The organism is Flavobacterium cheonanense (genome assembly GCF_039539185.1).
GTDB classification, from domain to species: Bacteria; Bacteroidota; Bacteroidia; order Flavobacteriales; family Flavobacteriaceae; genus Flavobacterium; species Flavobacterium cheonanense.
In genome coordinates this window covers 410,809-425,991 of record NZ_BAABCT010000002.1, presented here as the reverse complement: position 1 = coordinate 425,991, position 15,183 = coordinate 410,809, and the positions used below count along the sequence as shown (strand labels likewise).

Below are 15,183 nucleotides of genomic sequence, written 5' to 3'. Positions count from 1 at the left end.
TCTATAATGTTTTATTTAATTTTGTATCTCAAAATTAATTATTATGTCTTTACTAAACATTAATCCTACTCATACAAACTCTTGGAAACAACTTGAAAATCATTTTTCTAAAATGGAAAATAATTCCATAAAAGAAATGTTTCAAAATGATGAGAAAAGAGCTGAAAAATTTCACATTCAATGGAATGATTTTCTTGTTGATTATTCAAAAAACAACATCAATCAAGAAACAATAGATTTGTTATTGAACTTAGCTGATGATGTTAATCTAAAGGATGCAATTTCAAAATATTTTGCAGGTGATTTAATTAATCAAACAGAAAATAGAGCTGTTTTGCATACAGCATTGAGAGCTCCAGAAAATGAGGTGATTCTTGTTGATGGAATAAATGTTATGCCAGAAGTTTTTGAAGTAAAAAATAAAGTCAAAAACTTTACTAATCAAATTGTTTCTGGAGAGAGAAAAGGGTATACAGGAAAACCATTTACAGATATTGTAAATATAGGAATAGGTGGCTCAGATTTGGGACCAGCTATGGTAGTTGAAGCTTTACAATTCTATAAAAATCATTTAAATGTGCATTTTGTTTCTAATGTAGATGGTGATCACGTAAATGAGATAATTAAAAAATTAAATCCCGAAACTACACTTTTTGTAATTGTTTCTAAAACTTTTACAACTCAAGAAACATTAACCAATTCAGAAACGATAAGATCTTGGTTTTTAAAATCGGCTAAGAATGAAGATGTTGCTAAACATTTTGTAGCAGTTTCAACAAATATCCAAAAAGTAACAGAATTTGGAATAGATTCGAATAATATTTTCCCAATGTGGGATTGGGTTGGTGGACGTTTTTCTCTTTGGAGCGCAGTAGGGTTGTCTATTTCTCTAGCAGTAGGATTTGATAATTTTGATAGTTTATTAAAAGGAGCCAATAAAATGGATGAACATTTTAAAACAGAGGCTTTTGATAAAAATATTCCAGTAGTTTTGGCTCTACTTAGCATTTGGTACAATAACTTTTTTGGTGCTGAAAGCGAAGCATTAATTCCATACACACAATACTTACAAAAACTAGCTCCATATTTGCAACAAGGAATTATGGAAAGTAACGGTAAAAGTATTGGAAGAGACGGTAAACCAGTAAGTTATCAAACAGGAACTATAATTTGGGGTGAACCAGGTACTAACTCACAACATGCCTTTTTTCAATTAATTCATCAAGGAACAAAATTAATTCCTACTGATTTTATTGGTTATGTTAAACCTTTATATGGTGATAATAATCATCATGACAAGTTGATGTCTAATTTCTTTGCTCAAACCGAAGCTTTGTTAAATGGAAAAACACCAGAACAAGTAAAAGCTGAATTTGATAAACAAGGAGTTTCATCTGAAAAAGCTGAATTCCTTTTGCCATTCAAAGTTTTTTCTGGAAATAAACCTACCAATACTATTTTAATTCAAAAATTAACACCAGAATCATTAGGTTCATTAATAGCATTATACGAACATAAAATATTCGTTCAAGGAGTTATTTGGAATATTTTTAGTTATGATCAATGGGGAGTTGAACTTGGAAAGCAGTTGGCTAATTCGATTTTAGACGAAATAAATTCTAAAAAAGTTAACAATCACGATAATTCAACTTCTTTTTTACTTAAACATTTCCTTGATAGTAAGTAAAATAAAACAACAAGAATCTTAATTTAAACCTTAATATGTAAAAATATTGAGGTTTTTTTATTGATTGTCTTAAAAAATTAGTTTTTTCATAAAAAAAATTTCATAAAATAAAATTGACTAAGAAAAACGTAACAAAAAACACTTTGTTAACATTAACTTAACACTCATAAAGTAATAAAGTTACAATTTTGCACCAATAATTTAAAAACCAAAGCAACATGAAAAAAGTTACAACTAATTTATTTTCAGTAATGTTTCTTTTGATGGCAACAGTAATGTTTTCTCAAGGAAAAATTAAAGGAACAATATTAGACAGTGAATTAAACGCAGGGTTACCTGGTGTAAATGTAGTAGTAAAAGGTTCTTCAACTGGCGCTTCAACAGATATCTATGGTAAATTTACATTAAGTACTACAGCTTCAACTGGTCAAGTGGTTATATCTTACATCGGTTACAAAACACAAACAGTTAATTTCACAGTTAAAAATGGAGAAACTGTTGATTTAGGATCAATAAAATTAGCTTCTGATGCAAGTCAATTGGAAGAAGTAGTTATTAAAGGATCTTCACTTTTTGATATTGCAAAAGACAGAAAAACTCCAGTTGCAGTATCTACAATAAAAGCCGCAGAAATACAACAAAAATTAGGTAACAAAGAGTTTGTTGAGATATTAAATACAACACCATCTGTATATGCTTCTAAAGGTAGTGGTGGTTTTGGTGATTCTAGAATAACAGTAAGAGGTTTCGGACAAGAAAATATTGCCGTAATGATTAATGGTATGCCTGTTAATGATATGGAAAACGGTAGAGTTTTTTGGAGTAACTGGGCAGGATTATCAGATGTTGCAAGCTCAATGCAAGTACAAAGAGGTTTAGGTTCTTCTAGACTTGCAATTTCTTCAGTAGGAGGAACTATTAACATTGTAACTAAATCTTCACAAAGAAAAGAAGGTGGTTTTGTTAATGCAATGACTGGAAATGACGACTATCGTAAATTTGTAGCTACCTATTCAACTGGAAAAATGAAAAATGGACTTTCTGCATCTATCTTAATGAGTTCAACAGGAGGAGACGGATATGTAGATGGGACAAAATTTGAAGGGCAAAATTATTTTTTAGCATTTGGATATGAAATAAATAAGAAACACAATCTTGAATTTACTTTTACAGGTGCTCCTCAATGGCATCACCAAAGAAGTACAGGTATAACAATTCAAAGATACATCAATAGAGGTGAAAATGGTGAACCGAATAGAAAATGGAATGAAGATTGGGGTTATCTTGATGGTAAGGAATTTAACGTAAGAAGAAACTTCTATCATAAACCAGTAGGTTCATTAAATTGGGAATGGGATATCAATAGTACAACTAAATTAAATGCATTAGTTTATGGTTCATGGGGCCGTGGTGGAGGTTCAGGTGCATTCGGTAATGTTGTAGCAGGTACAACTAATCTAAATTATGCTAATAACCGATTAAGAGATGCTAATGGTTTGGTAAATTATGAATTAATTCGTCAATACAATCAAGGACAAATAATTACAATTCCAAATGCTAATTTTACAGGTACTGTAAATACATCTAAAGCTCCAGAAGCTGGTTTTGGTAACGTAAATACAGCATCAAATGGTATTTCAATGATTTCTGGAATAAACTCTCACAACTGGTTTGGAGGTATTATGAACATTAATAAAAAGTTTGATAAAATAACAATTGATGCAGGTATTGATTACAGAACTTATAAAGGGATCCATGTAAGAAATGTTAATGACTTACTTGGAGCAGATTTCTACAAGGATACAAGAAATGTTAATAACAATCCTTTCTATACTAACGAAACTTTTGTAGCTTCTCCTTCATTAAACCCATTCTTTAATGCTACTAAAAACACCATTGTCGATAGAGATTGGGATGGTTTAGTAAATTGGATTGGAGGATTTGCACAAGCAGAATATGCTACAGAAAAATTAACCGCTTTTGTTCAAGGAGCAATTTCTAATCAAGATTTTCAAAGAGTAGATAGATTTTTATATACAAATGCCGACCCAGTTCAAACATCAGAAAAACAAAACAGATTAGGTGGAAATATCAAGTTAGGAGCTAATTACAATCTTAATGACAAGCATAATGTATTTGCTAACGTTGGTTATTATTCAAGACAACCATTTATTGATGCTATTTTCCCAAATAGTAGAAATTTAGTAAATGATGACGTTGTTAATGAGAAAATATTAGGTATTGAAGCTGGTTACGGATTTAGATCTCCTAAATTTAATGCTAACGTTAATGTTTACAGAACACAATGGGACGACAGATTTACAAGTAGAGGTGATACTGCACCTAGTAATCCTCAAGGTTATTTTGTGTTCAATGGAGTTAGCCAATTACATCAAGGTGCAGAATTAGACTTTAATTATAAGCCAATTGCTACATTAAGAATTAATGGTATGTTTTCAATTGGAGATTGGTCTTACAAAGGAGAATCAACAGGTGATACATTCAACAATCAAAATGAAATTATTGCTACTGGAACTAAGGTTTATTTAGATAACGTTAGAGTTGGAAGTGCAGCACAATTAACATCATCACTTGGATTGGATTATGAATTTATACCTAAATTTAAGTTCAATATTACAGGAAACTATTATGATAAATTGTATGCTGATATTAATCCAGCAAGTTTCAGTAATCAAATAAACAAAGGAACTTTACAATTGCCATCTTATTATGTTTTTGATGCTGGTTTAAACTATAAATTAGCTGTGGGAAGTGGTAAAAAAGATTCAGTTAGTTTAACATTAAATGTAGACAACTTATTTGATGAATTTTTTATCCTTGAATCACAAACTAACATCTTTGCAGACGACGTAGCAAGTGGAGGTCAAACATACAACCAGTTGGGTAGAACATACAATGGAGTAGCTGATGCTAACAGAGTATGGTTTGGTTTTGGTAGAACTTGGAACTTCGGAATTACTTACAACTTCTAGTTAAACAAGTTTAAAATTAATATTAAAAAACGGCATTCTTAATTAAGAGTGCCGTTTTTTTATTCTTTTTTTTCTATATTTGTTAAAACAAAAAATAAATTTACATGTATAATTTCGTTCAAAAATTTCACTCTGGCTGGGCATATTTAGCACTTTTATTATTAGTATTTGCAGTTGTTAATTCAGTTATAGGAATGACTTCCAAAAAAGAATTTACTGCTAAAGACCGAAAAATTGCTCTTTTTGCATTAATAACAACTCACATACAATTGGTAGTTGGCTTGATTTTGTATTTTATTTCTGAAGTTGGAATGAAAGCATTTTCTACTGAAGGAGCAATGAAAATTCCAGAATTAAGATTAACGATGTTAGAACATCCATTAACCAATATAATTGCAATTACACTGATTACTATTGGATGGTCTAAACATAAAAAAGGAGCTACAAATGAATCTAAATTCAAATCAATAACTTTATTTTATGGTTTAGGTTTGGTTTTAATTCTAATAAGAATTCCTTGGAAATTATGGTTATAAAATAAAAAGCAAGTCCTGAAAAGGACTTTTTTTAGCAATGTCAAATTACTACTACTTACAAATTGGTAATTTGGTATTATTTTTGGTCTTAAGTTTTACTATTATGAAAAAAAGCACACCAATACTTTTATTTTTTTTATGTTTCCTAATGTTCTTTTCAAGTTTATCTTTTAAAGCTCAAAACGGAAATTTAAGAGATTTAAAAAAACAGAAAACAGATTCCATAAAAAAAGATAATATTGTATCTGAAACTATTGAAATAGATAGCACTTTAGTTTATAAAGGAAAGTTTAAACCTTATAAAAACAAAGCTCATGCGTCTTATTATGCCGATAAATTTAATGGCAGAAAAACGGCAAGTGGTAAAAAATACGATAGTACAAAACTAACAGCAGCTCACAAAAAACTTCCTTTTGGAACCATTTTAAAGGTAACTAATGAGTTGAATGGAAAATCTGTAATCGTTGAGGTAACCGACAGAGGACCATTTGTGAGAGGAAGAGAAATAGATTTGTCTAAAAGAGCCTTTATGAGTATCGTTAACAACAAAAGATCTGGAGCAGTTGTTGTAACAATTGAAATACTTCAAAAATAAATTACCAATTTTTAAAAGGATTTTGACTTAAATAAGCGTTGTAATATCTTTCATCATTAGTAACTTCTGTTCCTAACCAATTGGGTTTTAAAATTGCTTCGTTTTCGTTTTCTAATTCAATTTCAGCAAGAATTAAGCCATCGTTTTCTCCGTGAAATACATCAATTTCAATGATGTGCTTTCCTGATTTTACTTCGTATCGGGTTTTTTCAATTACACCTCTTTCGCACAATTTTAAAAGTGATTTTGCTTCTTCAATTTCAATTTCTTTTTCCCATTCAAAACGTGAAACACCACTTTCACTGCCAATTCCTTTGATAGTAATAAATCCTTTATTTCCTTTTATTCTGATTCTTACAGTGCGTTCTGGGTTAGAACATAGATAACCTTGTGCAATCTCATTTTTAGTCGAATATTCATTTAAAAATTCTAAAGAAGTAACTAAATATTTGCGTTCTATTTCTATCATTACAGAAAATGGTTGATGTTAAATTTAGTACCAAGTTAAGAAAATTCTAACTTTGAAATTGTATTTTTACAATAATTATAAAGTTGTCATGAATTTACGCCACAAAATAAAATCTCAAATCACGTTAGAACAGTTATTTGAAAAAAATTTAACGCATGTTTTTTCCGAATCTAGAAACGATTTGTATTTTCTTGTGGATTTAGTTCACCTTTTCCGTCCAAATAATCCTAAAGCGGTTGAAGTTGTCTCTATTTCTGAGTTAATAAATTTCTTAAAAGAAAACCCTTCTCAGAAAAACTTTTTCAATAATTATCTAACGTCCATTTTAAAAAACAGAAAGTTTACCAACTTTTTATCTGACGCTGGAATTCTTCAAAATACCGATTTTATATACGAGGTTAAAAAACGAATTTTCGCCAAAATATTACCTTTTCAACCTCAAGAAGACACTTTAGAATTTGTTTTAAATCAAGTTTTTTATCTCAGTTCTGATGCCATTTGGGTAACCAAAATCCCACAAGAAGAGCTCAAAGAGTTATTTGAACTTATCGATTTGACTGATATTTATGCTTCAACGAATGAAAATGCACCTTTATCTGAAATCATGAGTGCTATGGGATTGCTTTCGCAAAGAATGAGTGGTCACGCTATGGATAGCGAAGTAATTATGATGACTCCAGAATATAGTAATCAAGAAAGTCCATTTGTTGCTTTAGAAAAAGAATTGTACACTATTTTTAATCAAATTAGAACTTCTGAAAAGCATTATATTTCATCAGATAATGAAAACTATAAACAAGCCTTAGTTCTTCATAAACAATGTGATGAATACATTGACAAAGCTTTCAATAATAGTTCGAAGTTCGGAATATCATTACGTGTAAACCAAAGTCTACTTAAAATTAGACAACAATTGTATCGATTAAAAATTTTGCTTCCACTTTTAACAGTAAATAATCCTTCTGAAAAGATTGGGAATACTATTAATTTGGCTTTAAAGTTAATTAAGTACAACTGTCACAAAAATAATATCCGTCAACTAATAGGAGAAAGCACACAATTAATTTCTTACGAAATAACCCAACATACAGCCAAAACTGGTGAGCATTACATTACAGAATCTTCTAAAGAATATTTTTCGATGCTAAAAGCTTCTGTTGGCGGTGGAATTATTGTTGGAATACTTTGCATTATAAAATTACTATTTTCAAAAGTGGATACTAGTAGTTTTGGCCATGCTTTTTTATACAGTTTGAATTATTCTTTAGGTTTTATAGCCATTTATTTATTAGGATTTACTTTAGCTACAAAACAACCAGCAATGACAGCGTCAACTATTACAACAGCTTTGGATTCTGGTATGAAAAAAATGAACAAAAATGAAAGTAAACACAGCTCTTTCGCACATTTATTTGCAAGATTATTTCGTTCTCAATTCATAGCCTTTGTTGGAAATGTTCTTATTGCTTTTCCGGTTTCATTATTAATTATTTGGCTTATTGATGTGGCTTTTGATGTAAATATTGCTTTTGAAAAATCTTCTAAATTATTAAATGATTTAAATCCAATTCAATCTGCAGCTATCTTTCATGCTGCTATTGCTGGTGTTTTTCTTTTCTTATCAGGAATTATTTCTGGCAATGTTTCCAATAAAAACAAACACAATAATGTTTATTACAGAATTCAAGAACATCCTTTATTAAAACTCAGTTTAGGAAAAGAACGTACCCAAAAAATTGCCAATTGGTTTGAGAGAAATTGGGCTGGTGTGGTTTCTAATGGCTGGTTTGGTGTTTTTTTAGGAAGTACAGCTTCTCTTGGATTGTTTTTTGGTTTAAACTTAGACATTCGACACATAACTTTCGCAAGCGGAAACTTTGCTTTAGGATTGTATGGTCAGAATTTCTTTGTAGATGGATGGACTATTTTTTGGTCAATTTTCGGAATTGGAATTATTGGATTCATAAACTTTATTGTGAGTTTTTCTCTTTCCTTAGGATTGGCATTTCGATCTAGAAACATACCAATTTCTGAAATTTCACTATTGAACAAAGCTATTTGGAGTTATTTCAAAGAAAGACCAATGGCGTTTTTCTTTCCAGTAAAAAACTAAAATAATGGAACTTGAGGTTAAATATCGAAAAATAATTCACGTCGATATGGATGCTTTTTACGCTTCTGTTGAACAAATGGATAATCCTGAATTAAAAGGAAAACCATTAGCTGTTGGTGGAAGTGAAGTTAGAGGTGTCGTTTCTGCAGCAAGTTATGAAGCACGAAAATTTGGTGTAAGAAGTGCCATGAGCGGTATTCAAGCTAAGAGAAATTGTCCTGAATTAATTTTTGTCCGACCAAGATTTGACCGATATAAAGAGATTTCTAATAAAATAAGAAAGATTTTTCACGATTATACTGATTTGGTAGAACCTCTTTCGTTAGATGAAGCCTATTTAGATGTTACTCAAAACAAAAAAGGAAATCCGAGTGCTACTTTAATTGCTCAAGAAATTAGAAAACGAATTTTTGAAGAAGTTGGATTAACAGCTTCAGCAGGAATTTCTGTAAATAAATTTGTTGCCAAAATAGCAAGTGATTACAACAAACCCAACGGACAAAAAACGGTAAATCCTGATGAAGTTGAAGATTTTTTAGAAAAACTAGACATCAAAAAATTCTACGGAATCGGAAAAGTAACTACTGAAAAAATGTACCATCACGGAATTTTCACAGGAAAAGATTTAAAATCTAAAACCAAAGAATATTTAGAACAACATTTCGGAAAAAGTGGTGGGTTTTATTACAATATCGTTCGCGGAATTCACAATAGTGAAGTTAAACCAAATAGAATTTCTAAATCAGTTGCTGCTGAACATACATTTAATGAAAATCTGACTTCAGAAATCTTTATGCAAGAACGTTTAGAACGCATTGCAGCCGAATTAGAGAAACGATTAAAGAAATACAACATTTCTGGTAAAACGGTCACATTAAAGATTAAATACAGCGATTTTACTACACAAACAAGAAGTAAAACCTTGCCTTATTTCATTTCAGATAAAGGTTTGCTGTTTGAAACTGCCAAAGAATTGCTTTACCAAGAACGAATGAAAGATTCGGTTCGATTACTCGGAATTTCGCTTAATAATTTGAATACAGAAATAAAGAAAACAGTTGTAGTTCAGTTGCGATTTGAGTTTTAAAATCGTTCAACAAAAGTTAATCTTTGAAAGAAAGTGTTTGTTTTTGAAAAATCAGTTTAGATTTGCCTCAAATTGATTAAAAAATGAAACTTTCAAATTACGAAAATGCCATCGCAAAACACTATAATAGTCTGTCTATAAATAGCTTTCCACTAACTTGTTGGGATTTCTATTCTAAAAGTTTTGACAAATTTAGACTGACACTTTCAGATGCCAATTTATTAAATAGAATTGTAAAAGATAATAAATGGAACACCACTTGGGATTACAAAGAAGAACTTACTAGTGATACTGTCATTGTAGTTACTGATGCACAATTGTCAATAGTTTTTGCTTCTAAAAATATGGTGGAGATGAATGGTTATACTCCAAATGAAGTGATTGGAAATTCACCAAAAATGTTTCAAGGTAAACTTACCAATGAGAAAATATCTAAAGAGATTAGCGAAGCAGTTAAGGCAAAGCAACCTTTTGATAAGGTAATTTTAAATTATTGCAAAGATGGAGCTTTGTATAAATGCCACATCAAAGGATTTCCAGTTTTTGACATTAACGGCAAACTCACTAATTTTATAGCTTTTGAAAAAATAGCGGCATAGATTTTAAAAAAATAACCACAAAAAAAGCGTTCAAAAATCTTGAACGCTTTTTTTTTATAGGTAAAATACTAATTAATCTCTACTTGATATTTTTGATAATAATCTTAGAAATTCAATATATAACCATACTAAAGTTACCATTAATCCCATTGCGCCATACCATTCCATGAATTTCGGCATTCTTTCTTGTGCACCTTTTTCTATTTGATCAAAATCTAAAAATAGGTTTAAAGCGGCAATTACAATTACAAAAACACTGATTCCAATACTCATCATAGAATTTCCATAATGAACTGGTTGAAAGCTTGTAAACATTGATAATAACCAAGATACTAAGTAGTATACACCAATAGCTAACGTAGCAGCAATCACTATCGATTTGAATTTTTCATTAACTTTTACAATGTTGTATTTGTATAATGCAAAACAAACTAAAAACGTAACAAATGTTCCACCAACGGCTTGAATTACTAAACCTGGATAACTTGCTTCAAAGAAAGCAGAAATTCCACCAATAAACAATCCTTCAAATAAAGCATAAGCTGGTGCTAAATAAGTAGAAAGATGCGGTTTAAAAGTTGAAATTAATACTAAAATCAAACCAACAATGGCACCACCAATAGTTAAAACAATAGGATTATAACCATTGAAAGCTAAATTCCATGTGATAAAAGCTGTGGCAACTAATAACATTAATAAAATAAAACTTTTATTAATTGTTCCTGAAACCGTCATTGTTTCGTTGTAATCTATAACGCTTACGTTATCATTCGCCGCAGAAGTATTAGAGAATGTTTTTGTCTTAAAAAACGGGTTTTTTGATTCCATAATTAATTTAATTTAGTTGTTCAAATATACTTTTTCTTTTGAAATGTAAAAAGGATTATCAAAATATTTAACTATTTCAATAATCCTTTTGATTTATTTTTAAATGAGATTTATTCTATCTCAGAAATTCTTAAAGTGTTTACCATTCCTTTATCAACAACAGGCATTGCTGCAAGATTGATTAGAATATCACCTTTTTTAACATATCCATTTTCTTTTGCAATGTGGTTAATGTCTTCTACAGTGTCGTCTGTACTTACAAACTTATCATAGAAAAATGCATTTACACCCCAAAGTAAGTTCAATTGAGTTAGAATTCTTCTGTTAGAAGTATAAACCAAAATATGTGCCGATGGACGCCAAGCCGAAATCTGAAAAGCTGTATAACCACTATTAGTTAATGTAGAAATTGCTTTTGCTTTAATTTCATTTGCCATATACGCTGCATGATAGCAAATAGACTTGGTAATAAAACGTTTTGTTCTAACTTGCGGTGCCGTTAATGGTACTTGAATTAGCGGAGAATCTTCTACAGCTTCAATAATTTGAGTCATTTTTTCAATTACTTGAACTGGATAATTTCCAACAGAAGTTTCACCTGATAACATTACAGCATCTGCACCATCCATAACCGAATTGGCAACGTCATTTACTTCTGCTCTTGTTGGAGTTAAACTTGTAATCATCGTTTCCATCATTTGTGTTGCCACAATTACAGGAATACGAGCCGTTTTAGCTCTATGAATTAATTTCTTTTGAATCAAAGGAACTTCGTGTGCTGGAATTTCAACACCTAAATCACCACGAGCAACCATTAAACCATCACAAAAAGCAACAATTTTATCAATATTTTCAACCGCTTCTGGTTTTTCAATTTTTGCTATAATTGGAATTTTATGATCAGAATTTTTAGCAATTAAATCTTGCAATTCCTCTAAATCGGCCGGAGTTCTTACAAACGATAAGGCAATCCAATCCACATCTTGTTCAATAGCAAAAAGTGCATCTTTTATATCTTTTTTAGTAAGCGCCGGAAGTGAAACTTTAGTATTAGGAAGATTTACTCCTTTTTTAGATTTCAATGGTCCACCTTGAATAACTTTACATTTTACTTCGGTTGTTCCATTAGTTTCTAAAGCTTCAAACATTAACTTTCCATCATCCAAAAGAATTTTTTCACCTGGATTTACATCACTTGGGAATTCTTTATAGTTCATGTAAACACGTTCTTTTGTACCAGGAATGTCCTCTGCGGTTTGAAATGTAATAATATCACCTGGATTTACAACAACATCTTCACTCATTACTCCTACACGAAGTTTCGGACCTTGCAAATCGGCAAGAATTCCTGTTGTGTAACCGTATTCGGCATTTAATTCTCTAATAATATCGATTCGTTCTTTAACATCGGTGTAATCGGCATGAGAAAAGTTAATTCTAAATACATTTACTCCGGCTTCAACCATGTCTCTAATGACTTCTTTTGAACTACAAGCTGGACCTAACGTGGCTACAATTTTAGTCTTTTTTCTTGTTGGCATTTTTTAAAAAATTAAATTATTTTTTGATTTTATATTTTCAGAATCGATAGCATAAACCATTTTTACACTTTCGATACTATTTATTTTTGAAACGATTGTATCAATTTCTATTTCCTTTTCTGCATTTTCTATTTTAAGAAAATAATCTACTTTTTTGTATTCTGGCAATAAAAAAGCCGATGCAGAAAATTTATTTTTAAATCCGGAAAACAAATCTTGCTGATTACTATTTTCAACGATCTCGATTTCGTTTTTATTTTGAACCAAATCCCACTTGATGAATTTTTCTTTGTCTTCAAAAGTGAACCTTGCAAAAGACGTTTTTCCCTCTTTTACTTGAGATTCAATATCATTTTTATTTTTACTTAAAAAAATCTCAAGATTCAGATTTAAAAAATAAGCCAAACGATAATCTTCCAATGGAGTATGAATGGCGATAATAAAAAAATCGTCTTCTTCAAATTCCTCAATAGATAGTTTAAGATTACCCATTTTGTGCCAAAATAAGTTGTAAATATAGTGTTTATAGAAATTCAAAACACCAATGAAGTATTAGATTAACGTTATTTTATAAACGAAAACGTTATAGCTTTATGAGAATTTACATTAAATTTTGTTAATTTTTTCTTGAAATGCAAAATAAGCACGTTTTGAAGCAATTTCTTCTGCCTTCTTTTTAGAAGTTGCTCTCGATTTTGCAATTACTTTATCATCAATACTCAATTTTACTCCAAAATAACGTTGACCATCGTTTCCATTATCGTCGAAAACATCAAAATTGAATTGCTTTTTCTCTTTTTGACACCATTCAATGACCAAACTTTTGTAACTTATTACTTTTCCTTCCAATCGAGCAATATCTACATAAGGAATGATAACTCTTTTCTGAATAAATTCTTCACAACCGGCATAACCTTTATCAAGAAAAATGGCTCCAACCAAAGCTTCAAAAATATTACCATGAATATTTTCTCCAAAATGGGAAGAAGGAACCTTACTTTCAACATAATCAATGAGATGTAAATCACGACCAAGTTCATTCAAATGTTCACGACTTACAATTTTAGAACGCATTTTTGTTAAATAACCTTCGTCACCAAGCGGAGCTTCTTTATATAAATGTGCAGCGATGACAGAACTCAACATGGAATCTCCAAGAAATTCCAAACGTTCATAATTTAAAGGATTTCCATTGGCATCCAATTTATTAGAAGAACGATGGGTAAATGCTTTTTCGTAGAATTTTAGATTAACTGGTTTTGAACCAATAATTTTTTCAATAGCAACAAAAAAATTCCCGCCTTCTGAAGGACGGGAATTTCGGGTAAATATTTTTTTAAGTAATCGCATGAAAACTTATTCTTCTAATTTTTTAAATAACACACAAGCATTGTGTCCACCAAAGCCAAAAGTATTACTCATAGCCACTTTGATTTCTCTGTTTTGCGGTTTGTTTAAAGTTAAATTCAACGATGGATCAATATTTTCGTCTACAACAGTATGATTAATTGTTGGAGGAACGATACTGTGTTTCATTGCCAAAATAACGGCAATTGCTTCAATCGCACCTGCAGCTCCAAGTAAATGACCTGTCATTGATTTTGTTGAATTGATGTTAATGGTTTTAGCATGAGCACCAAAAACATGACTAATTGCTTTCAATTCTGCAACATCACCAAGTGGAGTTGAAGTTCCGTGTGTATTGATATGATCTACCATTTCTGGAGTCATTCCTGCATCACGTAGTGTATTTTCCATAACTGCAATTACACCAATTCCTTCTGGATGTGGAGCAGTTAAGTGATAAGCATCCGATGACATTCCACCACCGCCAATTTCACAATAAATTTTTGCACCACGAGCTTTTGCATGTTCGTATTCTTCTAAAACAATAGCACCTGAACCTTCACCAAGAACAAAACCATCACGAGTAGCATCAAATGGACGCGAAGCAGTTTCTGGACTTTCATTTCTAGTAGATAAAGCATGCATTGAATTAAATCCGCCCATTCCTGCAATAGTTACAGCCGCTTCAGAACCTCCAGTGATAATTACATCACACATTCCTAAACGAATATAATTGAAAGCATCAATCATTGCATTAGCAGATGATGCACAAGCAGAAACAGTAGTATAATTTGGACCCATATAGCCATTTCTCATTGAAATATGAGCTGGAGCAATATCGGCAATCATTTTTGGGATAAAGAATGGATTGAATTTTGGAGTTCCATCGCCTTTGGCATAGTACATCACTTCTTCTTGAAAAGTTTCTAAACCGCCAATTCCTGCACCCCAAATTACTCCAACTCTATGTTTGTTTACGTTGTCATGAGTAATTCCAGCATCTTTTATAGCCTCGTCACTTGCAGCAATAGCATAATGAGAAAATTTATCTAATCGACGCGATTCTTTACGATCCATGTAATCTTCGATATTGAAGTTTTTTACTTCGCAAGCAAATTTTGTTTTATGCTTTTCAGTATCGTAATATGTTATTGGAGCAGCACCACTTTTTCCATTAATTAAACCATCCCAATATTCTTGGATGGAATTTCCAATAGGAGTTAATGCTCCAAGACCAGTTACAACAACACGCTTTAATTGCATATAATTTTTTTTAAATGTATTTTAAACAAATAATACCCTGTTTTCTTTATAATTTGAACTTAAAGAGACAAGGGTATTTCAATATAGTGTGATTGAAATTCAATCAAAAATAGTCTAATTTTTTT

At 30.9% G+C, this 15,183-nt stretch carries 13 protein-coding genes; 7 read left to right on the top strand and 6 right to left on the bottom strand.

The features are described from left to right. Positions 1-43 precede the first annotated feature (43 nt). From pgi to ABD766_RS05350, 4 genes are all read left to right on the top strand, one after another. A complete protein-coding gene (gene pgi, locus ABD766_RS05365) occupies positions 44-1,687 on the top strand; it encodes a glucose-6-phosphate isomerase (RefSeq protein WP_344815704.1) in 1,644 nt (547 codons plus the stop codon). A 218-nt stretch (positions 1,688-1,905) separates the two neighbouring features. Further along, positions 1,906-4,680 carry a TonB-dependent receptor gene (locus ABD766_RS05360; protein ID WP_344815702.1) on the top strand — a complete coding sequence of 925 codons (2,775 nt, stop codon included), beginning with the start codon at positions 1,906-1,908 and terminating at the stop codon, positions 4,678-4,680. Positions 4,681-4,784: 104 nt separating this feature from the next. Next, complete coding sequence (locus tag ABD766_RS05355) at positions 4,785-5,216, top strand: hypothetical protein (protein ID WP_344815701.1); 432 nt, start codon at positions 4,785-4,787, stop codon at positions 5,214-5,216. 103 nt (positions 5,217-5,319) lie between these two features. Continuing rightward, a complete protein-coding gene (locus tag ABD766_RS05350; protein WP_344815700.1) occupies positions 5,320-5,811 on the top strand; it encodes a septal ring lytic transglycosylase RlpA family protein in 492 nt (163 codons plus the stop codon). A gap of 1 nt (position 5,812) precedes the next feature. On the opposite strand, the gene ABD766_RS05345 is transcribed toward ABD766_RS05350, so the two are convergent. Beyond that, complete coding sequence (locus ABD766_RS05345) at positions 5,813-6,280, bottom strand: CYTH domain-containing protein (protein ID WP_344815699.1); 468 nt, start codon at positions 6,278-6,280, stop codon at positions 5,813-5,815. 88 nt (positions 6,281-6,368) lie between these two features. Between ABD766_RS05345 and ABD766_RS05340 the strand changes: the two genes are divergently transcribed. From ABD766_RS05340 to ABD766_RS05330, 3 genes are all read left to right on the top strand, one after another. Then, positions 6,369-8,393 (top strand): site-specific recombinase, encoded by a 2,025-nt coding sequence (locus ABD766_RS05340; protein WP_344815698.1) that lies wholly within the window; start codon positions 6,369-6,371, stop codon positions 8,391-8,393. Between the two features lie 4 nt (positions 8,394-8,397). After that, on the top strand, positions 8,398-9,480 hold the full coding sequence (dinB, locus tag ABD766_RS05335) for a DNA polymerase IV (protein ID WP_344815697.1): 1,083 nt from the start codon (positions 8,398-8,400) through the stop codon (positions 9,478-9,480). An 83-nt stretch (positions 9,481-9,563) separates the two neighbouring features. Further along, positions 9,564-10,079, top strand: a complete 516-nt coding sequence (locus ABD766_RS05330; RefSeq protein ID WP_344815696.1) for a PAS domain-containing protein — start codon at positions 9,564-9,566, stop codon at positions 10,077-10,079. A gap of 72 nt (positions 10,080-10,151) precedes the next feature. Here ABD766_RS05330 and ABD766_RS05325 read toward each other — a convergent pair whose 3' ends face one another. From ABD766_RS05325 to fabF, 5 genes are all read right to left on the bottom strand, one after another. After that, on the bottom strand, positions 10,152-10,907 hold the full coding sequence (locus tag ABD766_RS05325; protein ID WP_344815695.1) for a Bax inhibitor-1/YccA family protein: 756 nt from the start codon (positions 10,905-10,907) through the stop codon (positions 10,152-10,154). A 110-nt stretch (positions 10,908-11,017) separates the two neighbouring features. Then, complete coding sequence (gene pyk / locus ABD766_RS05320) at positions 11,018-12,448, bottom strand: pyruvate kinase (RefSeq protein WP_298303493.1); 1,431 nt, start codon at positions 12,446-12,448, stop codon at positions 11,018-11,020. A 3-nt stretch (positions 12,449-12,451) separates the two neighbouring features. Beyond that, positions 12,452-12,940 (bottom strand): IPExxxVDY family protein, encoded by a 489-nt coding sequence (locus ABD766_RS05315; RefSeq protein WP_344815694.1) that lies wholly within the window; start codon positions 12,938-12,940, stop codon positions 12,452-12,454. A 114-nt stretch (positions 12,941-13,054) separates the two neighbouring features. Next, entirely contained in the window at positions 13,055-13,798 is a 744-nt protein-coding gene (locus ABD766_RS05310; protein ID WP_344815693.1) for a ribonuclease III family protein, read from the bottom strand. A 6-nt stretch (positions 13,799-13,804) separates the two neighbouring features. Continuing rightward, positions 13,805-15,058, bottom strand: coding sequence for a beta-ketoacyl-ACP synthase II (gene fabF, locus ABD766_RS05305; RefSeq protein ID WP_344815692.1), 1,254 nt, complete (start codon positions 15,056-15,058; stop codon positions 13,805-13,807). Positions 15,059-15,183: the final 125 nt, after the last annotated feature.

Coding starts and splice junctions, on each gene's coding strand:
- pgi (WP_344815704.1), top strand. CDS start 44: ATGTCTTTACTAAACATTAATCCTACTCATACAAACTCTTGGAAACAA.
- ABD766_RS05360 (WP_344815702.1), top strand. CDS start 1,906: ATGAAAAAAGTTACAACTAATTTATTTTCAGTAATGTTTCTTTTGATG.
- ABD766_RS05355 (WP_344815701.1), top strand. CDS start 4,785: ATGTATAATTTCGTTCAAAAATTTCACTCTGGCTGGGCATATTTAGCA.
- ABD766_RS05350 (WP_344815700.1), top strand. CDS start 5,320: ATGAAAAAAAGCACACCAATACTTTTATTTTTTTTATGTTTCCTAATG.
- ABD766_RS05345 (WP_344815699.1), bottom strand. CDS start 6,280: ATGATAGAAATAGAACGCAAATATTTAGTTACTTCTTTAGAATTTTTA.
- ABD766_RS05340 (WP_344815698.1), top strand. CDS start 6,369: ATGAATTTACGCCACAAAATAAAATCTCAAATCACGTTAGAACAGTTA.
- dinB (WP_344815697.1), top strand. CDS start 8,398: ATGGAACTTGAGGTTAAATATCGAAAAATAATTCACGTCGATATGGAT.
- ABD766_RS05330 (WP_344815696.1), top strand. CDS start 9,564: ATGAAACTTTCAAATTACGAAAATGCCATCGCAAAACACTATAATAGT.
- ABD766_RS05325 (WP_344815695.1), bottom strand. CDS start 10,907: ATGGAATCAAAAAACCCGTTTTTTAAGACAAAAACATTCTCTAATACT.
- pyk (WP_298303493.1), bottom strand. CDS start 12,448: ATGCCAACAAGAAAAAAGACTAAAATTGTAGCCACGTTAGGTCCAGCT.
- ABD766_RS05315 (WP_344815694.1), bottom strand. CDS start 12,940: ATGGGTAATCTTAAACTATCTATTGAGGAATTTGAAGAAGACGATTTT.
- ABD766_RS05310 (WP_344815693.1), bottom strand. CDS start 13,798: ATGCGATTACTTAAAAAAATATTTACCCGAAATTCCCGTCCTTCAGAA.
- fabF (WP_344815692.1), bottom strand. CDS start 15,058: ATGCAATTAAAGCGTGTTGTTGTAACTGGTCTTGGAGCATTAACTCCT.